Consider the following 22,726-nt stretch of genomic DNA (forward strand, 5'->3'; position numbering starts at 1 on the left):
ACGACGACGCAACACAGGAAGGATGATGGTGTTCAAAAACCTGACGATTCGTGCGCGCATCGGTTTCACGATGGCGTTTCTGGCCGGGCTGCTGTGCCTGATCGGCGTGCTGGGGTTGTTCGGCATGGGGCGCGCGAACGATTCGAACCGCGAAATCTTCACGAACCAGATGCCGAGCGCGGTCAACCTGGGGCTCGCCGAGATCTACGCGGCGCGCGAACGCCTCGCGCTCGATCGCGCCGCGCTCCTGGCCGGCACGCCGGATGCGGCGGCAGCCATCGAGCGAAGCCGCGCGATGCGCGCGCAGTCGGACACGTGGTGGCAGAAGTACCTCGCGTTGCCGCGCGACGGCGAAGAGGACAAGCTCGCACAGGACGTCGCCGCGAAGCGGCAGGCGTTGCAGCACGAGTGCGACGGCTTCGCGGGCGTCGTGGCGGCGAACGAGCATGACCGGATCGCCGACGGCGCGAAGCAGCTTCAGGTGCGCTACAACGACCTCACGGTATCGGGCGAGGCGCTGCGCAATTTCCAGTTCACCGCCGGGCAGGCCGCGTTCGAGCGGGCCGAGTCGACCTACGCGACGCTGCGGATCGTGTCGATCGTCGCGCTCGTGGCCGGGCTCGTCGCCGCGCTGGCGTCGTACGTGACGCTGAGCCGAGCGATCGGCCGCCCGATTGCCGACGCGCTCGCGCATTTCGATGCGATTGCCGCCGGCGACCTGCGCCGCCGCATCGTCGTGACGCGCCGCGATGAAATGGGCCAGTTGCTGGAGGGGCTCGGCAAGATGCAGCGCGGGCTCGTCGATACGGTGCGCACCGTGCGCGGCGGCAGCGAGTCGATCGCGACCGCGGCGCGCCAGATCGCGGCCGGCAACATCGACCTGTCGTCGCGCACCGAGGAGCAGGCCGCGGCGTTGCAGGAAACCGCGTCGAGCATGGAGCAGCTGACCGGCACCGTGAAGCAGAACGCAGACAATGCACGCCAGGCGAGTTCGCTGGCCGCGAACGCGTCGGAGATTGCAAACAAGGGCAATACGGTGGTCGGCCAGGTGGTCGGCACGATGGGCGAGATCAACGACAGCTCGGCGAAGATCGCGGACATCATCGCGATCATCGAGGGAATCGCGTTCCAGACCAACATTCTTGCGCTGAATGCCGCCGTGGAGGCCGCGCGGGCCGGCGAGGAGGGCCGCGGTTTCGCGGTCGTCGCGGGCGAGGTGCGCAGCCTGGCCCAGCGTTCGTCGGCCGCGGCCAAGGAGATCAAGGTGCTGATCGACGCGTCGGTGGAGCGCATCCGGTCGGGTTCCACGCTGGTCGACGAGGCAGGGCGCACGATGAGCGACGTGATCGGTGCGGTGCAGCGCGTGACGGACATCATGGGCGAGATCGCGGCGGCATCCGAGGAGCAGAGCGGCGGGATCGACCAGGTGGCGCGCGCGGTCGCGCAGATGGACGAGGTCACGCAGCAGAATGCGGCGCTCGTCGAAGAAGCCGCGGCCGCCGCGCAGTCGCTCGACGAACAGGCGGCGCGGCTGCGCGAGACGGTCGCGGTGTTCCAGCTCGACGACGGCGCGGCACAGCGGCGCGCAACCGTGCCGGCCGTGGCGCGTCGCGTGACGCCGGCGCCAGCGCCGGCAGCGCGCGACAGCCACGACGCGCCCGCGCCGCGCGCGGCCGGCAACGACGACTGGGAAACCTTCTGATTCCCGGGAATGCGGCATACGTCGCGCATCTATCCCCATTTGCGTGATCCCGAACGCCCGCCTCGCGCGGGCGTTTTTGCATCCGTAGCCGGCGCGGCATGCTCGTGCGCAACCGTCGTACGGGTATCTCCGTAAGGGGCGCTGCGAAAAAAATTTGTAACGGCGCGTCGCGCGTGTCGTCCGGAACGCGTACTCGAACGTATAGGGATGAAGGGGAGGCGGTGTGGACTTCGCGGCGCCCGGCACGTCCAACGCACAAGACGTTCCGTTGTTCGACGAGACGCGACGGATGCAGTTTCTGCGGCTCGGGAGATCGATTGTAAAACGACGAAATGCGTTGTCCAAGTCATGTGTCGTCGATGACGAAAGTTCACACAACGAGTTCGTGAAAAAAAATAAGAAAGGGTTTAGGATGAATTCGAACGCGCTTGCTTCTGCGCAGTCGTACGAAGGCAGGCACGTCTTCAGACTCAGGCGAGGGAGGTAGCATGGATATTTACAGCAGCTTCGCGAACCGCTTCGAAAAAACGCGAGAGGAAGAGCTCTCGCTGGAGGAGTATCTCGCGCTCTGCAAGAACGATCCATCCGCGTACGCGACGGCTGGTGAACGCATGCTGGAAGCAATCGGGGAACCTGAACACATCGATACCCGCAACGATCCGCGCCTGTCGCGGATCTTCGCGAACAAGGTCATCAAGGTCTATCCCGCATTCCGTGAGTTCTACGGAATGGAGGAAGTGATCGAGCAGGTGGTCGCATATTTCCGTCACGCTGCGCAAGGGCTCGAAGAGAAGAAGCAGATCCTCTATCTGCTTGGCCCGGTGGGCGGCGGCAAGTCGTCGATCGCCGAGCGTCTGAAGCAATTGATGGAGCGCGTGCCGTTCTATTCGCTGAAGGGGTCGCCCGTCAACGAATCGCCGCTCGGGCTGTTCGACTACGACGAAGACGGCCCGATCCTCGAGGAACAGTACGGCATTCCACGCCGCTACCTGAAGAACATCCTGAGCCCGTGGGCCGTCAAGCGCCTGCACGAATACAACGGCGACATCCGCCAGTTCCGGGTGGTGCGTCGCTATCCGTCGATCCTGCGGCAGGTCGGCATCGCGAAGACGGAGCCGGGTGACGAGAACAACCAGGACATCTCGTCGCTGGTCGGCAAGGTCGATATCCGCAAGCTCGAACAGTACGCGCAGGACGACGCCGACGCGTACAGCTACTCGGGCGGCCTGTGCCTCGCGAACCAGGGCCTGCTCGAGTTCGTCGAAATGTTCAAGGCGCCGATCAAGGTGTTGCACCCGCTGCTCACCGCCACGCAGGAAGGCAACTTCAAGGGCACCGAGGGCTTCGGCGCGATTCCGTTCGACGGGATCATCCTCGCGCACTCGAACGAGTCGGAATGGAAGGCGTTCCGCAACAACCGCAACAACGAGGCACTGCTCGACCGGATCTTCGTCGTGAAGGTGCCGTACTGCCTGCGCGTATCGGAAGAGACCAAGATCTACGAGAAGCTGATCCGCAACTCGTCGCTGGCCGAGGCCGTGTGCGCACCGGGCACGCTGAAGATGATGTCGCAGTTCTCGGTGCTGTCGCGCCTGCACGAGCCGGAGAATTCGAGCCTGTTCTCGAAGATGCAGGTGTACGACGGCGAAAACCTCAAGGACACCGATCCGAAGGCGAAGTCGTACCAGGAATACCGCGACTACGCGGGCGTGGACGAAGGGATGACGGGCGTGTCGACACGCTTCGCGTTCAAGATCCTGTCGCGCGTGTTCAACTTCGATTCGAGCGAGGTCGCGGCCAACCCCGTGCACCTGATGTACGTGCTCGAGCAGCAGATCGAGCGCGAGCAGTTCCCGCCGGAAACCGAGCAGAAGTATCTGTCCTTCGTGAAGGACGTACTGGCGTCGCGCTACGCGGAATTCATCGGCAAGGAGATCCAGACGGCCTACCTCGAGTCGTATTCGGAGTATGGCCAGAACATCTTCGACCGCTACGTCACGTATGCGGACTTCTGGATCCAGGACCAGGAATTCCGCGATCACGATACGGGCGAGAGCTTCGACCGCGCCGCGCTGAACGCAGAGCTGGAGAAGATCGAGAAGCCGGCCGGCATCAGTAATCCGAAGGATTACCGCAACGAGATCGTGAACTTCGTGTTGCGTGCACGGGCGGCGAACGCCGGCAAGAACCCCGTGTGGACGAGCTACGAGAAGTTGCGCGTCGTGATCGAGAAGAAGATGTTCTCGAATACCGAGGAACTGTTGCCGGTGATTTCGTTCAACGCAAAGGGTTCGGCGGAGGAGCAGCGCAAGCATGAGGACTTTGTGAACCGGATGGTCGCGAAGGGCTATACGCCGAAGCAGGTGAGGCTGCTTTGCGACTGGTACCTGCGCGTGCGCAAGTCGTCATGACGCGCGCGGTACCGCGCCCGTACGGTGTCGCCGTACGGGTGTTTTCAGAGACGCCGCCCGCATGACGGGAGACGGCATGTGTGCGGCGAGCGTCCCGGCATATCGACTTTCGAGCGGGAGACCGGGAGTGCTTCATCAAATCATCGACCGCAGGCTGGCCGGCAAGAACAAGAGTATCGCCAACCGCGAACGCTTTCTGCGTCGCGTCAAGAACTACATTCGTCGTGCCGTGTCGGACGCGGTGCGCGATCGTAGCATCAAGGATATCCAGAGCACGCAGAGCATCACGATCCCGCGCAAGGACATCGCGGAGCCGAATTTCCGGCACGCGCCCGGCGGGCGTCGCGAATACGTGCACCCCGGCAACGAGGACTACGTGCGCGGCGACAAGATCCCGCGCCCGCAGGGCGGCTCGGGCGGCGGGGGCAGTCAGGCGAGCAACGAGGGCGAAGGGCAGGACGACTTCGTGTTCGAGCTGTCGCGCGACGAGTTCATGCAGTACTTCTTCGACGATCTCGAGCTGCCGCGCCTCGTGAAGACGCACCTGCTGACGGTGCCGAGCTGGAAGAACGTGCGCGCGGGCTGGTCGGCGGAAGGCACGCCGAACAACATCGACGTCGTGCGTTCGCTGCGCAGCGCACTCGGGCGCCGTATCGCGCTCGGCTCGCCGCTCGTCAACGAGCTGCGCGAACTCGAGGCGCAGCTCGAGGCGCTGAAGAGCGACCCGGAAGACCGGCGCGCGGAGATCGCGGTGCTCGAGGCCGAGATCCATCACCTGAAGGGGCGCATCTGGCGGATTCCGTTCATCGATCCGTTCGACCTGCGCTACATCAACCGCGTGAAGCAGCCGCAACCGTCGAGCCAGGCCGTGATGTTCTGCCTGATGGACGTGTCGGGCTCGATGGACGAGCAGCGCAAGGATCTGTCGAAGCGCTTCTTCATCCTGCTTTACCTGTTCCTCAAGCGCAACTACGAGCGCATCGAGGTGGTGTTCATCCGTCACCACACGCGTGCCGAGGAAGTCGACGAGGACACCTTCTTCCATTCGACCGAGAGCGGCGGCACGGTGGTGTCGAGTGCGCTCGAGCTGATGCGCAAGGTGATGAACGAGCGCTACTCGCCGACCGAGTGGAACATCTACGGCGCGCAGGCGTCCGACGGCGACAACTGGACTGACGATTCGCCCAAGTGTCGCAAAATCCTGGAAGAGGATATCCTCACGAAGACGCGTTACTTCGCGTATATCCAGGTCGCGCCGGAAGAGCAGAACCTGTGGCTGGAATACGCGCAACTGGCCCTGTCTCAGCCGCATCTCGCGATGAAAAAAGTGGAATCGGCTGCCGACATTTACCCCGTGTTTCGCGAATTGTTCGAAAAGCAGGTGGAAATGTCATGACGACCCGCCATCTGCACAACGAGTCGCGCGGCTATGCGCCGCGCCCTTCCGGCGACGACACGGCCGGCCCTGCCGCACCGCAGCAACGCGGGCAGGCCGAACCGCCGCCGCCGGCCGCCGACTTGCCCGGCCCAGGGCAAAAGGAAGCGCGTATGAACGTTGCCGAACGCAAGCCGCTGCCGTGCCCGTCCGACTGGACGTTCGAACTGCTCGAGGAATACGACACGCACATCTCGCAGGTCGCCGAACAATACGAGCTCGACATCTATCCGATCCAGCTCGAACTGATCAGTGCCGAGCAGATGATGGACGCGTATGCGTCGGTCGGGATGCCCGTCAACTACCGTCACTGGTCGTTCGGCAAGCACTTCCTGTCGACCGAGAAGAGCTACCGTCGCGGCCAGATGGGCCTCGCGTACGAAATCGTCATCAACTCGAACCCGTGCATCGCGTACCTGATGGAAGAGAACACGATGACGATGCAGGCGCTCGTCATCGCGCACGCGGCGTACGGTCACAACTCGTTCTTCAAGGGCAACTACCTGTTCCGGCTGTGGACCGACGCGCACGCGATCATCGACTATCTCGTGTACGCGAAGAACTACGTCGCGGAATGCGAGGAGCGCTACGGTCTCGATCGTGTCGAGGAACTGCTCGATTCGTGCCATGCGCTGATGAACTACGGCGTCGACCGCTACAAGCGGCCGCAGAAGCCTTCCTTGTCGAAGGAGGCCGCGCTGCGGCGTGAACGCGAGGCGTATCTGCAGTCGCAGGTGAACGAACTGTGGCGCACGCTGCCGGGCAAGAAGCCCGAGCTGATGGAGGAGCAGGAGGACCGCTATCCGCCCGAACCGCAGGAGAACCTGCTGTATTTCGCGGAAAAGAATGCGCCGCTGCTCGAGCCGTGGGAACGGGAAGTGATCCGCATCGTGCGCAAGATCGGTCAGTATTTCTACCCGCAACGGCAGACGCAGGTGATGAACGAAGGCTGGGCGACGTTCTGGCACTACACGCTGCTGAATACGCTGTACAACCAGGGGAAGCTGGAAGACGGCTTCATGATGGAGTTCCTGCATTCGCACAGCAACGTGGTCTACCAGCCGCCCGTGACGAAGCCGTACTACAGCGGGATCAATCCGTACGCGCTCGGCTTTTCGATGATGAGCGACATCCGGCGGATCTGCGAAGCGCCGACGGAGGAAGACTACAAGTGGTTTCCCGAGATCGCGGGTACCCCGTGGCTGCCGGCGATGCACTACGCGATGCGCAACTTCAAGGACGAGAGCTTCATCGCGCAGTACCTGTCGCCGAGCCTGATCCGCGACATGCGGCTCTTCTCGGTGCTCGACGACGACATGCGCGATTCGCTCGAGGTGTCGGCGATCCACGACGATTCGGGCTACCAGTATGTGCGGCAGGCACTGTCGAGACAGTACGACATCCATCACCGCGAACCGAACATCCAGGTGTGGGCCGTGAACACACGCGGCGACCGCAGTCTCACGCTGCGCCACTTCATGACCGACAACCGCCACCTGTCGAACGACAGCGACGAGGTGCTCAAGCACATGGCGCGGCTCTGGCAGTTCGACGTGTTCCTGGAAAGCGTCGACGAGGCCGGCACCGTGCGCAAGCGCTACGAGTGCCGCTACGTGCCGCCGGAGGTGCGGATCTGAGCCTCGCTTGCGGAGAGTTTGCATCGAACGCCAGCCTGCGGGCTGGCGTTTTCATATGACGAACGCATGGCGGGAGAAAAATTTTCTACATCCGGACGAACCCGGAGAGCCTGTTACTTTACATTTCGCTAAAATCCCGTAGCGCCGTGCGCCGGAACCGGTGCCACGTTCGATCGCACGCGGCGGCCCAGCCGTCTCGCCCAGAAAAGCACTACAAGGAACAGACCAATCCATGGACGTCCAGACCGAACAAGCTGCGCTGTCCGCGCATGACACCCGGCGGCGCGTGTTCGCCATCGTCGGCGCATCGTCGGGCAACCTCGTCGAGTGGTTCGACTTCTACATCTACTCGTTCTGCGCGCTGTACTTCGCGCCGGCATTCTTCCCGAGCGGCAACACGACGACGCAGTTGCTGAACACGGCGGGCGTGTTCGCGGCCGGCTTCCTGATGCGTCCGATCGGCGGCTGGCTGTTCGGCCGCATCGCCGACCGCCACGGCCGCCGCAACGCGATGATGATCTCGGTGCTGATGATGTGCGGCGGCTCGCTCGTGATCGCGGTGCTGCCGACCTATGCGCAGATCGGCGCGCTCGCGCCGGCGCTGCTGCTGGTCGCGCGGCTGTTCCAGGGGCTGTCGGTGGGCGGCGAATACGGCACGAGCGCGACCTACATGAGCGAGGTGGCGCTGAAGGGCCGCCGCGGCTTCTTCGCGTCGTTCCAGTACGTGACGCTGATCGGCGGCCAGCTGTGCGCGCTGCTCGTGCTCGTGATCCTGCAGCAGACGCTGTCGGGCGACGAACTGAAGGCGTGGGGCTGGCGCATTCCGTTCGTGGTCGGCGCGGCGGCCGCCTTGATCTCGCTGTACCTGCGCAAGTCGCTCGACGAGACGTCGACGTCCGAATCGCGCGACAAGAAAAACGCGGGCACGATCCGCGGCGTGTGGCAGCACAAGGGGGCGTTCTTCACGGTGGTCGGCTTCACGGCCGGCGGCTCGCTGATCTTCTACACGTTCACGACGTACATGCAGAAGTACCTCGTGAACACGGCCGGCATGCATGCGAAGACGGCCAGCAACGTAATGACCGTCGCGCTGCTCGTCTACATGCTGATGCAGCCGGTGTTCGGCGCGCTGTCCGACAGGATCGGCCGCCGCACGTCGATGATCCTGTTCGGCGCGTTCGCGGTGATCGGCACGGTGCCGCTGATGCACGCGCTGAAGGACGTGACGAGCCCGGTGGCCGCGTTCGTGCTGATCACGGTCGCGCTCGCGATCGTCAGCTTCTATACGTCGATCAGCGGGCTGATCAAGGCCGAGATGTTCCCGCCGGAAGTGCGCGCGATGGGTGTCGGCCTGTCGTATGCGGTCGCGAACGCGATCTTCGGCGGCTCGGCCGAGTACGTCGCACTGTGGTTCAAGTCGATCGGCAGCGAGGAAACCTTCTACTGGTACGTGACCGTGCTGTGCGCGATCTCGCTGATCGTGTCGTGGCGGATGCGCGATCCGAGCAAGGAAGGGTACCTGCGTCACGAGCCGTGATCGCGCCGCGCGCGATAACGATATCGAAATCGCTTCGTTGCCGGCGACGGGCGATCCGCTTAATCTGAACCCGTAGTTCGTGTGACACCTCCTTGACTGGGATTCACGCCCGCGGCTTGCAGCGGGCGTTTTTTTGCGTGCCGCGAGGCACCGGCAACGGCGCGAGCTTGACCCGATGCGCGTCCATGGGCTCCGAAGATACAATCGGCACCGCCTGTCCGAGGCGCGATAGCCGATTCCTGAGATCCCATGAAAGAACAACATCCCTCCATTCCGAGAACCCTGCCGCGGCTGACGATCCTGCTCGCGGTCGTCAACGCCGTCATATTCCTGCTGATGTGGCGGCAGGCATCGTTCGACAGCCTGTCGAACGGCCTGCTGCTCGACTGGGGCGCCAATTTCGCGCCGTACACACTGACGGGCCAGCCGTGGCGGCTGCTGACCAGTGCGTTCCTGCACGGCGGCTGGCTGCATCTGCTGCTGAACCTCTACATGCTGGTGATGCTCGGCACCGTGCTGGAGAGCGTGGGCGGATCGACGCGGTTCGGCGTCACGTATCTGCTGTCCGCGCTCGGCGGCTCGCTGGCGAGCGCGCTGTGGTACGGGTATCACGAAGTCGGCGGCACGAGTCTCGCGTTCGGCGTCGCGCTGACGACGAGCGCGATACGGCCGGTCGTCAGCGTTGGCGCGTCGGGCGCGCTGATGGGGCTCGCGGGCGCGGCGGGTGCGTTCGCGTTGCGCATGGACCTGGATCGTGGCCGAGCCGCGCCGATGATCATCAACCTCAAGGCGGTGGCCCAAGTGATCGCGATCAACCTGGTGTCGGGCTTCTTCCTTTCCGGCATCGACCAGGCCGCGCATGTCGGCGGCGTGGTGACGGGCTTTATCGTCGGCTGGGTGCTGTACCGATCGCGCGCGACCGGACGCACGCCTGCCGGCGTCGTCGTGCCGCTCGCGCTCGCGGTGCTCGGCAGTGCCGGGATGCTGGTCGCGGCGCAGCACGCGTCCAGCGCCGAGCTGCAGGAAATGCGCGTCGACTTCGATCGCGAGCGCGTGCGGGACCGCGCGCAGCAGGCTGCGAAGCAGCAGGCCGAGACGCTCGCCGCGCAGATTCGCGACGACGAGCAGCATCGGCCCGCGCCCGTGTCGCCGGAGCAGGCCGCAGGCACCGTCATTCCGGTGGGCAAGGCGCCGTACGCGATGGTGATGGGGCCGTCCGGCAAGCGCCTGTATGTGACCGACAACGACGCGAACACGCTCGTCGTCGTCGATGTCGATACGCGCAAGGTCGTCCGCACGATTGCCGGTGAGCCGTTCAAGACGGGGCTGGACGGTTGTCAGAACAACATGTGCCGTGGACGCGGCGCAAGCGGCGTCGTTATCAGCCCGGACGAACGCTATGCGTACGTCGCGTCGATGCGCGAGGACGGTCTCGTGCGCATCGACCTGACGAGCGGCGCCATCGTCGACGGCGTGGCGCTCGGCCGGTTTCCGCGGGCGATCGTCGCGTCCGCGTCGCACGACCGGCTGTTCGTGCTGAACAGCGTCGACGACACGATCTCGGTCGTCAGCCTCACGCAATGGCCGCAGGTCCTCGCGACGCTGAAACTGGGCGACGGCGACGCGTCGGGCGTCGATTTCGGCCGGCAACTGTCGATGTGGCTGTCGCCCGACGGGCGGCGGCTGTACGCCAACTCGACGCAGCGCGGCGCGATCGTCGCATTCGATACGTCGACGAACCAGCCGGTCGGCTCGCATCCCGTCGATCAGGATTTCGTGCAAGCCGTACCGGCCGCGTCAGGTGACGGAACGTGGTTCTACGACACGTCGTCGGTCAAATGGGTGGACGCCGCGAACCTGACGACGCTGAAGACCTATCCGATCTGCCGGACTTCCGTGCACAGATTCGACGGCAGCGGCGACGGCAGGCTGATTGCCGTCAATGCGTACGCCGACCCGTCGTTGCGGGTGATCAAGATGGCAACCCGCCGGACGGTCGGCGAATTCCCGGTCGCGGGCGGGGCGTCGCAGGTGATCTTCTCGCACGACAACCGGACACTGTTCGCGCTGGGCGCCGCGGGCACGCTGTCGTTCCTGAGCATGGACCGGTCGCTCGACTATCTGCAGGGCACGGGCGACGGCGAGTTCCTGTGCGCGGCGAGCGCCGACGGCGAAGCGGGCGGCGACGGCACGTAACCCCTTCATCACGAAACCCGCTGAGCAAAGCACCATTTGTTGGTTCGAATCGGCACGACCCGCTGGTACGTTAGCGGCTTCACGGCACCACGCGCCGTGGATTTCCTCGAACCGGGCCGCCGCGCGATCCGCGGCGGCCTTCATAACAATTCAGGTCGTGCTCATGAAAATCCACACTCTCGCTACGTGGCTCGTCGGGGCTGCGCTCATTGCCGCAGGCACCGTCGCGCATGCGGACCGTCTCGACGACATCAAGAAGGCCGGCGTGCTGCGCGTCGCGACGTTCGACAGCAACCCGCCGTTCGGCTATGTCGACGGCAAGAGCAATCACATCGTCGGTCTCGACGTCGACTATGCGAAGGCGCTCGCCGACAAGCTCGGCGTGAAGCTGCAGCTCCAGCCGACCAACCCCGCAAACCGCATTCCGTTCCTGACGTCCGGCAAGGTCGATCTCGTGCTCGCGAACTTCACGATCACCGACGAGCGCGCGAAGCAGGTCGACTTCAGCATTCCGTATTTCTCGTCGGGCCAGCAGTTTCTCGCGAAGAAGGGCGTGCTGAAATCGGCCGACCAGCTGAACGGGCTGCGCGTCGGCGCCGACAAGGGCACGACCAACGAGATCACGCTGCGCGAGAAATTCCCGAAGGCGACGATCGTCGCGTACGACGACACGCCGTTCGCGTTCGCCGCGCTGCGCGCCGGCAACGTGCAGGCGATCACGCAGGACGGCCCGAAGCTGATCGGCCTGCTCGCGAACGTGCCGGACAAGCAGAACTACGAGATCCCGGCGTTCACGATCTCCAACGACTACATGGGCGTCGGCGTGCCGAAAGGCGAGACGCGCCTGCTCGGCTTCGTCAACGACACGCTCAAGGGGCTCGAGGCGAACGGGCGCGCCGTGCAGATCTACGACGCATGGTTCGGGCCGACGACGAAGACGCCGCTCACGCGCATCTTCCGGATCGGCGACAAGACCTGAGCGCGCGACACGATACGTGACACACGCGCCGCGATGCGCCGCCGGGCCAACCGGCGAGTGCATCGCGGCGCATTTCGTTGACTTCCGATCGCGGGCGCCACGCGTTCGCGCCACACGCATGCTCGGGTTGGCTCCCAAATATCTGTCCTGGCTCTGGCAGGGCTTCCTGCTGACGCTCGGTCTCGCAGCCGCGTCGGCCGTCGCCGCGACCGCCGGCGGTCTTGCGCTGTCGATCCTGCGCCATGCGCGCCACCGGGTGCTGCGCGCCGCGGTGGCGGCCGCGTACGTCGTCACGTTCCGCAACACGCCGTTGCTCGTGCAGTTGCTGTTCTGGTATTTCGGCGTCGCGTCGCTGCTGCCCGACACGTGGATCGCATGGCTGAACGCGCGCCATGCGTTCGGCATGGGCCCGTTCACGCTCGCCTGGCCGTCGTTCGAATTCGTCGCGGGCTGGGTCGGGCTGAGCGCCTATACGGCCGCGTTCGTCGCCGAGGAATGCGAGGCCGGCCTGCGCGGCGTGCGGCGCGCGCAGCACGATGCGGCGGCCGCGCTCGGCCTCACGCCGATGCAGTCGCTGCGCTACGTCGTGCTGCCGCAGGCCGTACGCATCGCGTTGCCGCCGCTGTTCGGCCAGTACATGAATCTCGTGAAGAACTCGTCGCTCGCGATGGCGATCGGCGTGGCCGAGCTGTCGTATGCGTCGCGGCAGGTCGAGACGGAGACGTTCAAGACCTTCGCCGCATTCGGCGTGGCGACTGTGCTGTACGTCGCGGCGGTGGCCGCGATCGAAGCGGGCGCATATGCGGCGACGCAATGGCGCGACCGGTTGGGGGCGGGGCGCTGACGATGGATTTCTCGCTGCTGCTCGCCAATCTGCCGTACCTGCTCGTCGGCGCGTTCCCGGAGGGGCCGCTCGGCGGTGCCGCGCTGTCGCTGCTGCTCGCGATCGCGTCGGCCGTTGCATCGGCCGTGCTCGGCATCGCCCTCGGCGTCGCGATGGCGCTCGCGCGCGGCCCCGCGCGCGTGCTGCTGCTCGCGTTCATCGGCTTCTTCCGCGCGATTCCCGTGCTGATGCTGATTTTCTGGACCTACTTCCTGATGCCCGTGCTGCTGCACATGGACGTGCCGGGGCTCGCGACGGTCGTGTGCGCGCTCGCGCTGATCGGCGGCGCGTATCTCGCGCACGCGGTGCATGCGGGCATCGTCGCGGCCGGCGACGGGCAATGGCAGGCCGGGCTGTCGCTCGGTCTCACGCGCTGGCAGACGGTGCGCTACGTGCTGCTGCCGCAGGCGATCCGGATCATGACGCCGTCGTTCGTCAACCAGTGGGTCGCGCTCGTGAAGGACACGTCGCTCGCCTATATCGTCGGCGTGCCGGAACTGTCGTTCGTCGCGACGCAGGTGAACAACCGTCTGATGGTGTATCCGGCGCCGATCTTCCTGTTCGTCGCGCTGATCTACCTGGTGCTGTGTACGTCGCTCGACGGCGCGGCACGCTGGCTGCTGTCACGTCGCCCGCGTGCGGAACGCCACGCGCGCACGGCGGCCGGGCGCGCGCAGCCGGCGCGCGGCGCGACGCGTTGACGCCAACGGGCGCCGTGCGCGTCACGACGCGGCGTAGTGCGTATTGAAGACCGCGCGCAACGTCGACGTGTCGGTCGCGAAATCGCCCCACAGCGGCCCGTCGTTCTGCGCGAACGCGAACGGCGCCGTCTTGATCGACGCGAGCCGGAAGCGCCATTGCGCCGCTTCCTGGCGGAATGCGGTGAGCTGCATGTCGGACAGCGCCGTCTGCGCGCTCGCGAGCGTGACGAGCGGGTCGACCGGATTGTTCGCGACCCGCACCTCGAAGTGCAGGTGCGGGCCCGTCGCGGCGCCGGTCATCCCGACCGAGCCGATGCGCTGGCCCTGCCTGACCCGCTCGCCGACCTTCAGCCCGTGCGCGAACGCCGACAGGTGCGCGTAGTAGGTCGAGTAACCGTCGGCGTGATCGACGATCACGTAGCGGCCGTAGCCGCCCGGATCGGTTCCGACGAACGACACGACGCCGTCGGCCGCCGCGTCGACGGGCGTGCCGCTCGGCGCGGCGAGATCGACGCCCGTATGGAACGCCATCGCCTGCGACAGCGGATGGATTCGCTCGCCGAAGAACGAGCTGATGCGCGTCCATTTGACCGGCATCGTGAACGCGGCGGCTTCGAGCGGCGAGCCGTCGAGCGCGTAGTACGCGCCGTGCTCGGCGCCCGGCGCGCGGAACCAGATCGCGCCGAACGTGCGGCCGGCGACGCGCAGCTCGAGCGCGGTAAGGCGCGGCGTGCCGTCGTTCGTATCGAACGCGACGCGGTAGTAGTCGCCGCGCTGCGCGCTCGCGCGCATCGCGACCTTGCCGCTGACGAGATCGCCGAGCTGGATGCGCACCTCGGGCGGCACGTCGAGACGGTTCAGCGTATCGGACAGCGTGAGCTCGATGTCGCCCGCCCGCAGCCCGTGCTCGGGCTCGGGCGGCGCGAGCGTGAACAGGTTCGCATAACCGAGCATGTCGTTGCGGTGCGCGCTGAGCGGCGCGAACAGGCCCGGCTGCGCGTTGCGCTCGCCGATCGTGTGGGCGAGCTCGCTCGTCACGAAATGCTGGGCAGTGGGAAACGGCGTGTCGGACAGCACGCGCTGCGGCAGCGCGGCCGTGCCCGAGTCGACGGCGCCCGGCAGTTGCGACACGGCCGGCAGCGCGGCGAGGCCGAGTGCGGCGAGGGCGCCGAGCACGGCGGCCGGCAGCATCGCGCGTACGAGCTGCCACGCGCGCACGGGACGCGGCGCGGAAGAATCAGGAATTGCGGCAGACTTGACCAAGGTGTCCACATCCAGGAAAGCGGTTCAAAGGGGTGTGGGCAGGGGCCGCCGAAAGGAGGGGGTGGCGGGCGTGCAACAAAACAGGCCCCGCCAGGGGCCTGTGTCGTTTCCGTTCGACCCAACAGCGCGGGAGGCAACCCGCTTCGAACGGCGGCGTGCATACCGGGTCGAACCCGGTTATCACGAAGACGCTAAAGAAAGATGACAGCGTCAGTCTACCGATGTTCCGCAAAATGCAGAAAATTTTAAACGGGGTCGGAAATGTTGTTTCGCAGAGCGGAAAATTGGGATGATTTCGGTGTTTTTTGCGTATCCGGACCTCATTCAGGCAATTTTTGCGCGCGTCGCCGGAGCGCGGCGGACGTGCGCACGGTGTCGAAGCCGGCGTCGAGCATGGCCTCGGCGTCGTTCCACAGATTGCCGCGCAGCCGGTTGGTCCAGATCATCGACGCGAACACGCCTTCGAGCAGCGACACGAGATAGACGGCGGCCAGATGCACGTCGAGATCGGCGGCGAGTTCACCGGCCGCGATCGCGCGGCGCAGCAGCGCCTTCGTGATGCGCAGCATCTGCAATTCGAGCAGCATGCGGCGCCGCTGCAGCGCGCCGTTTTCCTCGCTCTGCTCGCACTTCGTATAGAGGATCACGAGCACGCGCTGCATCGGGCCCGGCTCGCCGCATTCCTGCAGGTAGTGCGAGGCGGCGCGCCGCAGCGTGGCGAGCGGCGGCAGCCCGTCGCCCGCGTCGAAGCCTTCCGACGTGCGCGCGAACGCGCGGTCGCACATCGCGAGACACACCTCCATCTTGTTGCGGTAGTGGCCGTAGACGGCGCCGCGCGACATCCCGGCGGCCTCGGCGAGATCCGCCATCGCGGTTTGCGCGACGCCTTTCTCGAGCAGCACGAGCTCGGCGGCGTCGAGGATCCGGTGCTTGATGGCGAGCGATTCTTCGCGGGTCTTGCGGGCCATGTCCTGAAATTCCTTACAGTTCGCTGTCGTTTTATTGAGACAGTGTGACGGTCAGATTGAAGTGGTGTGTATTTAATCAGTCGTGACTGATTATAATCGGCCACCCTGAGCCGCCGCATTGTATCGGCGGCGAACGATCCGAGGTCACATATGAATAACAATCGCTCCCTGTTGCGCCACCGGCTGGCGCCGTTCGCGCTCGCGGCCGTGCTGGCCCTGGCCGGATGTGGAAAGGGCGACAAGGACGCCGCGCCGGAGGCCGCGAAACAGGCGACGGTCGTGACGGTGCGCCCGACGGCCGTGCCGATGACCGTCGAATTGCCGGGCCGGCTCGACGCATACCGGCAGGCGGAAGTGCGCGCGCGGGTCGCGGGCATCGTGACCGCACGCGCCTACGAGGAAGGCCAGGAAGTGAAGCAGGGCGCGGTGCTGTTCCGCATCGATCCCGCGCCGCTGAAGGCCGCGCGCGACGCCGCGCAGGGGGCGCTCGCGAAGGCGCAGGCCGCCGCGCTCGCGGCGGGCGACAAGCGCCGCCGTTACGACGATCTCGTGCGCGATCGCGCGGTGAGCGAGCGCGACCACACCGAGGCCGTGGCCGGCGACACGCAGGCGAAGGCCGATGTTGCGTCCGCGAAGGCGGAACTCGCGCGGGCGCAGTTGCAGCTCGACTATGCGACCGTCACCGCGCCGATCGCGGGCCGCGCACGGCGCGCGCTCGTGACCGAAGGCGCGCTCGTCGGCCAGGACCAGGCGACGCCGCTCACGACCGTCGAGCAGCTCGACCCGATCTACGTGAACTTCTCGCAGCCGGCCGCCGACGTCGACGCGCTGCGCCGGGCGGTGAAGAGCGGGCGCGCGACGGGCATCGCGCAGCACGACATCTCGGTGACGCTGCTGCGCGCCGACGGTACCGCGTATCCGCTGAAGGGCAAGCTGCTGTTCAGCGATCTCGCGGTCGATCCGACCACCGACACCGTCGCGATGCGCGCGCTGTTCCCGAATCCGGAGCGCGAGCTGCTGCCGGGCGCGTACGTGCGGATCGCGCTCGACACGGCGGTCGACCAGCGGGCGATCCTCGTGCCGCGCGATGCGCTGCTGCGCACGGCCGACCGCACGTCGGTGCGTGTCGTCGGCACGAACGGCAAGGTCAAGGACGTCGAGGTCGCGGCCGACCAGATGAGCGGCCACGACTGGCGCATCACGCGCGGCCTCGCGGGCGGCGAGCGCGTGATCGTCGACGATGCCGCGCAGTTCGCGCCCGATACGGCCGTCAAGCCCGTCGAGAAGGCGCCGCCGTCGAAAGCGGCGCCGGCAGCGGCCGCTTCGCAGGCGGCCGCCCGTCAAACCTGACCGGTTAACACAACACCACACCACCATGGCACGTTTCTTCATCGATCGCCCCGTCTTCGCGTGGGTGATCGCAATCTTCATCATGCTGGGCGGCGCATTCGCGATCCGCTCGCTGCCCGTTGCGCAGTACCCGGACATCGCGCCGCCCGTCGTCAGCATCTACGCGACGTACCCGGGCGCGTCCGCGCAGGTCGTCGAGGAATCGGTGACCGCGCTGATCGAGCGCGAAATGAACGGCGCGCCGGGGCTGATGTATACGTCCGCGACGAGCAGCGCCGGCGCGGCGTCGCTGTACCTGACGTTCAGGCAGGGCGTCAACGCCGATCTCGCGGCCGTCGAAGTGCAGAACCGGCTGAAGACGGTCGATGCGCGGCTGCCGGAACCGGTGCGGCGCGACGGCATCCAGGTCGAGAAGGCGGCCGACAACATCCAGCTCGTGGTGTCGCTGACCTCCGACGACGGGCGCATGACCGACGTGCAGCTCGGCGAATATGCGTCGGCGAACGTCGTGCAGGCGCTGCGACGTGTCGACGGCGTCGGCCGGGTGCAGTTCTGGGGCGCCGAATATGCGATGCGGATCTGGCCCGACCCGGTGAAGATGGCCGGGCACGGCCTCACCGCGTCGGATATCGCGTCGGCGGTGCGTGCGCACAACGCGCGCGTGACGATCGGCGACATCGGCCGCACCGCGGTGCCGGCGAGCGCACCGATCGCGGCGACGGTGTTCGCCGACGCGCCGCTGAAGACGCCGGCCGAGTTCGGCGCGATCGCGCTGCGCACGCAGGCCGACGGCTCCGCGCTGTACCTGCGCGACGTCGCGCGCGTCGAGTTCGGCGGCAACGACTACAACTATCCGTCGTACGTGAACGGCAAGGTCGCGACCGGGATGGGCATCAAGCTCGCGCCGGGCTCGAACGCGGTATCCACCGAGAAGCGCGTGCGCGCGACGATGGACGAGCTGTCCGCGTATTTCCCGCCCGGCGTGAAGTACCAGATCCCGTACGAGACGTCGTCGTTCGTGCGCGTGTCGATGAACAAGGTCGTCACGACGCTGATCGAGGCCGGCGTGCTCGTGTTCCTCGTGATGTTCCTGTTCATGCAGAACCTGCGCGCGACGCTGATCCCGACGCTCGTCGTGCCGGTCGCGCTCGCGGGCACGTTCGGCGTGATGTATGCGGCCGGCTTCTCGATCAACGTGCTGACGATGTTCGGGATGGTGCTCGCGATCGGCATCCTCGTCGACGACGCGATCGTCGTGGTCGAGAACGTCGAGCGGCTGATGGTCGAGGAGGGGCTCGGGCCGTACGATGCGACCGTCAAGGCGATGAAGCAGATCAGCGGCGCGATCGTCGGGATCACCGTGGTGCTGACGTCGGTGTTCGTGCCGATGGCGTTCTTCGGCGGCGCGGTGGGCAACATCTACCGGCAGTTCGCGCTGTCGCTCGCGGTGTCGATCGGCTTCTCGGCCTTCCTCGCGCTGTCGCTCACGCCCGCACTGTGCGCGACGCTGCTCAGGCCCGTGTCCGGCGAACATCACGAGAAGCGCGGCTTCTTCGGCTGGTTCAATCGCTTCGTCGCGCGTTCGACGCAGCGCTACGCGTCGCGCGTCGGCACGATGCTGAAGAAGCCGGTGCGCTGGCTCGTCGTGTACGGCGCGCTGACCGCGGCCGCGGGGCTGATGCTCACGCAACTGCCGACCGCGTTCCTGCCCGACGAGGACCAGGGCAACTTCATGGTGATGGTGATCCGGCCGCAAGGCACGCCGCTCGCGGAAACGATGCAGAGCGTGCGGGAAGTCGAGTCGTACATCCGCCATGACGAGCCGGCCGCGTATACGTTCGCGCTCGGCGGCTTCAACCTGTACGGCGAAGGGCCGAACGGCGGGATGATCTTCGTCACGCTGAAGAACTGGAAGGAGCGCAAGGCCGCAGACGCACACGTGCAGGCGATCGTCGCGCGCATCAACGAGCGCTTCGCGGGCACGCCGAACACGACGGTGTTCGCGATGAACTCGCCCGCGCTGCCCGATCTTGGCTCGTCGAGCGGCTTCGACTTCCGGCTGCAGAACCGCGGCGGGCTCGACTACGCGACGTTCAGCGCCGCGCGCGAGCAGCTGCTCGGGGCGGGCCGCAAGGATCCCGCGTTGACCGACCTGATGTTCGCCGGCACGCAGGACGCGCCGCAACTGAAGCTCGACATCGATCGCGCGAAGGCGTCCGCGCTCGGCGTGTCCATGGATGAGATCAACACGACGCTCGCGGTGATGTTCGGCTCGGACTATATCGGCGACTTCATGCACGGCACGCAGGTGCGGCGCGTGATCGTGCAGGCCGACGGGCTGCACCGGCTCGATCCGGACGACGTGAAGAAGCTGCGCGTGCGCAACTCGCACGGCGAGATGGTGCCGCTCGCGGCGTTCACGACGCTGCACTGGACGCTCGGGCCGCCGCAGCTCACGCGCTACAACGGCTTTCCGTCGTTCACGATCAACGGCTCGGCCGCGCAGGGCCACAGCAGCGGCGAGGCGATGGCCGCGATCGAGCAACTCGCGGCGAAGCTGCCGGCCGGCACCGGCTATGCGTGGTCGGGGCAGTCGTTCGAGGAGCGGCTGTCGGGCGCGCAGGCGCCGATGCTGTTCGCGCTGTCGGTGCTCGTCGTGTTTCTCGCGCTCGCGGCGCTCTACGAGAGCTGGTCGATTCCGTTCGCGGTGATGCTGGTCGTGCCGCTCGGCGTGATCGGCGCGGTGCTCGGCGTCACGCTGCGGGCGATGCCGAACGACATCTACTTCAAGGTGGGGCTGATCGCGACGATCGGCTTGTCCGCGAAGAACGCGATCCTGATCGTCGAAGTCGCGAAGGACCTGGTCGCGCAGCGCATGTCGCTCGTCGACGCCGCGCTCGAGGCCGCGCGCCTGCGGCTGCGGCCGATCGTGATGACGTCGCTCGCGTTCGGCGTCGGCGTGCTGCCGCTCGCGTTCGCATCGGGCGCCGCGTCCGGCGCGCAGATGGCGATCGGCACCGGCGTGCTCGGTGGCGTGATCACGGCGACCGTGCTCGCGGTGTTCCTCGTTCCGCTGTTTTTCGTGATCGTCGGCCGCCTGTTCGACGTCGGCCCGCGCCGGCGCGGCGGCGCGCAGCCGGCGACGATGGAGGGTTCCCAATGATGTTTGCGCTGAATGCACAGGCGGCGCTGCGGGTTCAGGTCGCGCTGGCCGCCGCGCTCGCGCTGGCCGGCTGCACGCTCGCACCGCGTTACGAGCGGCCGGCGGCGCCCGTGCCGGCGACCTATGCGCCTGTCGACGAGAGTGCCGCGCCGGCCGCGGCATCGCCGGCCGATGCCGCGCTGCTCGACGACTGGCGCACGTACTTTACCGATGCCGCGCTGCAGGCGTGGATCGACGCGGCGCTCGCGAACAACCGCGACCTGCGGGTCGCCGCCGGCCGGCTCGAGGAAGCGCGCGCGCTGTACGGCGTGCAGCGCGCGGACCTGATGCCGTCGGTCGATGCGAATCTGGGTTACGAGCGTGCGCGCCAGTACGACCCGGTCGTGCGCGAAAGCGCGATCAGCGGGCTGTATCGTGCGGGCGTGGGTGTCAGCGCGTACGAGCTCGACCTGTTCGGCCGCGTGCGCAGCCTGTCCGACGCGGCGCTCGCCGAGTATTTCGCGACGGCCGACGCGCAACGCACGGTGCGCATCGGCGTGATCGCCGACGTGGCGGGCGCGTACGTGTCGGAGCGCTCGCTGCACGAGCAGCTCGCGCTGGCGCAGCGCACGCTGGACGCGCGCGAACGCATGGCCGCGCTCACGCAGCGTCGTTATGCGGCCGGCACGAGCGACGCGATCGAGCTGCGCTCGGCCGAGATGCTGGTGGCATCTGCGCGCGCATCGCAGGCCGCGCTGCAGCGCGAGCATGCGCAGTCCGTGCGGGCGCTGCAGTTGCTCGCGGGCGATTTCGCGCGCGTGGCGCCCGGCGACGGGCTGACGCTCGACACGCTCGCGATCGCGCCCGTGGCGCCCGGCGCACCGAGTGCGCTGCTCGAACGGCGGCCGGACATCCGGCAGGCGGAGGCGCGGCTCAAGGCCGCCAACGCGCAGATCGGCGCCGCGCGCGCGGCGTTCTTTCCGCGCATCACGCTGACGAGCGACTACGGCTCGGTCAGCGATGCGTTCTCGAGCCTGTTTGCCGGCGGCACGAGCGTGTGGACGTTCGCGCCGCGCATCACGTTGCCGATCTTCGCGGGCGGACGCAACCGCGCGAACCTCGACGTCGCGAACGCGCGCAAGCACATCGCGGTTGCCGATTACGAGAAGACGGTGCAAACCGCGTTCCGCGAAGTGGCCGACGCATTCGCCGCGCGCGACTGGATCGATCGCCAGCTCGCCGCGCAGCAGGACGTGTATGCGGCCGACGGCGCGCGGCTGAAGCTCGCGGAACGTCGATACGCGGGCGGCGTCGCGACGTATCTCGAACTCCTCGACGCGCAGCGCAGCACGTACGAGTCGGGGCAGGAGCTGATCCGGCTCAAGCAGCTCAGGCTCGCGAATGCGATCGCGCTGTACCGCGCGCTCGGCGGCGGCTGGTCGCCGGCGGAAGCCGACGCGTGACGGTGCCGTCCCGCATGCGTGATATCCGGTAATGTGACCGCTGTCGGCGCGCGGTCGTGGCCGCGCGTTGGATACGCTGGTCGACACGACGCAGCGGAGCACGTATGGGAATCGATCCAGCCCGGCTGGGAGTGGCGTTCGCCGCCGGCATGGCGTTCGTGGCGGCGCAAGCGGCGCACGCGCAGGTGGCTGACGTCGCGGCAACAAGGCAGCCCGCGCACGCGCAAGCCGACGCGGCGACGATTCCTCCCGGGCCGGCCGCCGCGACGGTGAACGTCGCGGGCGTCGCATTGCCGGTCTTCACCTATCGCCCCGCGCATTGCGTACCGGCGACGCTGCTTATCGTATTCCATGGCGTGCAGCGCGACGGCGCCGCCTACCGTGACCACGCGATACCGCTTGCCGAGCGCATCTGCGCGATCGTCGTCGCGCCGCAGTTCGACGCGGCGCGCTTTCCACGCAACGTTTATCAATATGGCGGCGCGAGCGCCGCGCACGGGTTGTCGCGCGATCCGCGCCAGCCGCGCGCGCTGGTCGCGCCGCTCATCGACTGGGCACGGCGCGCATCGGGGATCGCCGCACCCCGCGTCGTGCTGCTCGGCCATTCGGCAGGCGCGCAGTTCCTCGATCGCGTTGCCGCGTACGGACGCGTGCCCGGCGTCGCGCGCATCGTGATCGCGAATCCGTCGACCTGGGTAATGCCGAGCGTGACCGACGCCGCACCGTTCGGCTTCGGCGGCCTCGGCCCGGCGCATGCCGGGGACGATGCGCTGCGCGCGTATCTCGCGCAACCGGTGACCGTGCTGCTCGGCACCGACGACACCGGCGGCAGGCACCTCGTCCACGGCAGCGAAGCGGACGGGCAGGGGGCCAACCGCTACGCGCGCGGCCTCAATGCCATTCGCGCCGCCCGGACCGTGGCCGCGCAACGCGGCTGGACGTTCAACTGGCGCCTCGTCGAGGCGCCCGGCATCGGCCACGACGCCGCCCGCCTGTTCGCATCGCCGGCCGCGCGCCGCGCGGTGCAGGACGACCGCTGATTCCGCTCCTTCTTCCCGC

15 protein-coding genes are annotated in these 22,726 nt (G+C 67.0%); 13 read left to right on the plus strand and 2 right to left on the minus strand.

All coding sequences use genetic code 11. The annotated features are described in order from the left end of the window. Positions 1-25 precede the first annotated feature (25 nt). The 9 genes from WT26_RS11430 to WT26_RS11470 all read left to right on the plus strand — a co-directional run bounded on the left by WT26_RS11430 (position 26) and on the right by WT26_RS11470 (position 13,481). Positions 26-1,702, plus strand: a complete 1,677-nt coding sequence (locus WT26_RS11430) for a methyl-accepting chemotaxis protein (RefSeq protein ID WP_069273737.1) — start codon at positions 26-28, stop codon at positions 1,700-1,702. Between the two features lie 488 nt (positions 1,703-2,190). Next, on the plus strand, positions 2,191-4,113 hold the full coding sequence (locus tag WT26_RS11435; protein WP_011351905.1) for a PrkA family serine protein kinase: 1,923 nt from the start codon (positions 2,191-2,193) through the stop codon (positions 4,111-4,113). 127 nt (positions 4,114-4,240) lie between these two features. Further along, positions 4,241-5,509 carry a YeaH/YhbH family protein gene (locus tag WT26_RS11440; RefSeq protein ID WP_059526245.1) on the plus strand — a complete coding sequence of 423 codons (1,269 nt, stop codon included), beginning with the start codon at positions 4,241-4,243 and terminating at the stop codon, positions 5,507-5,509. Further along, the gene (locus WT26_RS11445; protein ID WP_059664005.1) at positions 5,506-7,185 is read left to right on the plus strand and encodes a SpoVR family protein; all 1,680 of its coding nucleotides are present in this window, start codon (positions 5,506-5,508) and stop codon (positions 7,183-7,185) included. The genes WT26_RS11440 and WT26_RS11445 overlap by 4 nt, the downstream gene beginning before the upstream one ends. A gap of 232 nt (positions 7,186-7,417) precedes the next feature. Beyond that, entirely contained in the window at positions 7,418-8,722 is a 1,305-nt protein-coding gene (locus WT26_RS11450; protein WP_059526240.1) for an MFS family transporter, read from the plus strand. Between the two features lie 249 nt (positions 8,723-8,971). Then, positions 8,972-10,918: a rhomboid family intramembrane serine protease gene (locus WT26_RS11455; protein WP_069270140.1), complete on the plus strand. Its 1,947-nt coding sequence runs from the start codon at positions 8,972-8,974 to the stop codon at positions 10,916-10,918. 163 nt (positions 10,919-11,081) lie between these two features. Further along, positions 11,082-11,897, plus strand: a complete 816-nt coding sequence (locus WT26_RS11460) for an ABC transporter substrate-binding protein (RefSeq protein WP_059526227.1) — start codon at positions 11,082-11,084, stop codon at positions 11,895-11,897. Between the two features lie 118 nt (positions 11,898-12,015). Next, the gene (locus WT26_RS11465) at positions 12,016-12,741 is read left to right on the plus strand and encodes an amino acid ABC transporter permease (RefSeq protein WP_069272905.1); all 726 of its coding nucleotides are present in this window, start codon (positions 12,016-12,018) and stop codon (positions 12,739-12,741) included. A 2-nt stretch (positions 12,742-12,743) separates the two neighbouring features. Beyond that, on the plus strand, positions 12,744-13,481 hold the full coding sequence (locus WT26_RS11470; RefSeq protein WP_069273738.1) for an amino acid ABC transporter permease: 738 nt from the start codon (positions 12,744-12,746) through the stop codon (positions 13,479-13,481). Positions 13,482-13,502: 21 nt separating this feature from the next. On the opposite strand, the gene WT26_RS11475 is transcribed toward WT26_RS11470, so the two are convergent. Beyond that, positions 13,503-14,744 carry a M23 family metallopeptidase gene (locus WT26_RS11475; RefSeq protein WP_069272906.1) on the minus strand — a complete coding sequence of 414 codons (1,242 nt, stop codon included), beginning with the start codon at positions 14,742-14,744 and terminating at the stop codon, positions 13,503-13,505. A gap of 320 nt (positions 14,745-15,064) precedes the next feature. Next, positions 15,065-15,712 (minus strand): TetR family transcriptional regulator, encoded by a 648-nt coding sequence (locus WT26_RS11480; protein WP_069272907.1) that lies wholly within the window; start codon positions 15,710-15,712, stop codon positions 15,065-15,067. A gap of 150 nt (positions 15,713-15,862) precedes the next feature. On the opposite strand from WT26_RS11480, the gene WT26_RS11485 reads away from it, so the two are divergent. The 4 genes from WT26_RS11485 (at position 15,863) to WT26_RS11500 (ending at position 22,707) form a co-directional block, all read left to right on the plus strand. Then, positions 15,863-17,062 (plus strand): MexX/AxyX family multidrug efflux RND transporter periplasmic adaptor subunit, encoded by a 1,200-nt coding sequence (locus WT26_RS11485; RefSeq protein ID WP_059526215.1) that lies wholly within the window; start codon positions 15,863-15,865, stop codon positions 17,060-17,062. Positions 17,063-17,087: 25 nt separating this feature from the next. Continuing rightward, on the plus strand, positions 17,088-20,225 hold the full coding sequence (locus WT26_RS11490) for a multidrug efflux RND transporter permease subunit (RefSeq protein WP_059664010.1): 3,138 nt from the start codon (positions 17,088-17,090) through the stop codon (positions 20,223-20,225). Then, positions 20,225-21,667 (plus strand): efflux transporter outer membrane subunit, encoded by a 1,443-nt coding sequence (locus tag WT26_RS11495; protein WP_069273739.1) that lies wholly within the window; start codon positions 20,225-20,227, stop codon positions 21,665-21,667. The genes WT26_RS11490 and WT26_RS11495 overlap by 1 nt, the downstream gene beginning before the upstream one ends. Before the next feature lie 104 nt (positions 21,668-21,771). Then, positions 21,772-22,707 carry a hypothetical protein gene (locus WT26_RS11500; protein WP_069270145.1) on the plus strand — a complete coding sequence of 312 codons (936 nt, stop codon included), beginning with the start codon at positions 21,772-21,774 and terminating at the stop codon, positions 22,705-22,707. Positions 22,708-22,726: the final 19 nt, after the last annotated feature.

It is taken from the genome of Burkholderia cepacia (assembly GCF_001718835.1).
Lineage (GTDB): Bacteria > Pseudomonadota > Gammaproteobacteria > Burkholderiales > Burkholderiaceae > Burkholderia > Burkholderia cepacia_F.

Coding starts and splice junctions, on each gene's coding strand:
- WT26_RS11465 (WP_069272905.1), top strand. CDS start 12,016: ATGCTCGGGTTGGCTCCCAAATATCTGTCCTGGCTCTGGCAGGGCTTC.
- WT26_RS11500 (WP_069270145.1), top strand. CDS start 21,772: ATGGGAATCGATCCAGCCCGGCTGGGAGTGGCGTTCGCCGCCGGCATG.
- WT26_RS11470 (WP_069273738.1), top strand. CDS start 12,744: ATGGATTTCTCGCTGCTGCTCGCCAATCTGCCGTACCTGCTCGTCGGC.
- WT26_RS11485 (WP_059526215.1), top strand. CDS start 15,863: ATGAATAACAATCGCTCCCTGTTGCGCCACCGGCTGGCGCCGTTCGCG.
- WT26_RS11480 (WP_069272907.1), bottom strand. CDS start 15,712: ATGGCCCGCAAGACCCGCGAAGAATCGCTCGCCATCAAGCACCGGATC.
- WT26_RS11460 (WP_059526227.1), top strand. CDS start 11,082: ATGAAAATCCACACTCTCGCTACGTGGCTCGTCGGGGCTGCGCTCATT.
- WT26_RS11495 (WP_069273739.1), top strand. CDS start 20,225: ATGTTTGCGCTGAATGCACAGGCGGCGCTGCGGGTTCAGGTCGCGCTG.
- WT26_RS11445 (WP_059664005.1), top strand. CDS start 5,506: ATGACGACCCGCCATCTGCACAACGAGTCGCGCGGCTATGCGCCGCGC.
- WT26_RS11450 (WP_059526240.1), top strand. CDS start 7,418: ATGGACGTCCAGACCGAACAAGCTGCGCTGTCCGCGCATGACACCCGG.
- WT26_RS11430 (WP_069273737.1), top strand. CDS start 26: ATGGTGTTCAAAAACCTGACGATTCGTGCGCGCATCGGTTTCACGATG.
- WT26_RS11490 (WP_059664010.1), top strand. CDS start 17,088: ATGGCACGTTTCTTCATCGATCGCCCCGTCTTCGCGTGGGTGATCGCA.
- WT26_RS11435 (WP_011351905.1), top strand. CDS start 2,191: ATGGATATTTACAGCAGCTTCGCGAACCGCTTCGAAAAAACGCGAGAG.
- WT26_RS11455 (WP_069270140.1), top strand. CDS start 8,972: ATGAAAGAACAACATCCCTCCATTCCGAGAACCCTGCCGCGGCTGACG.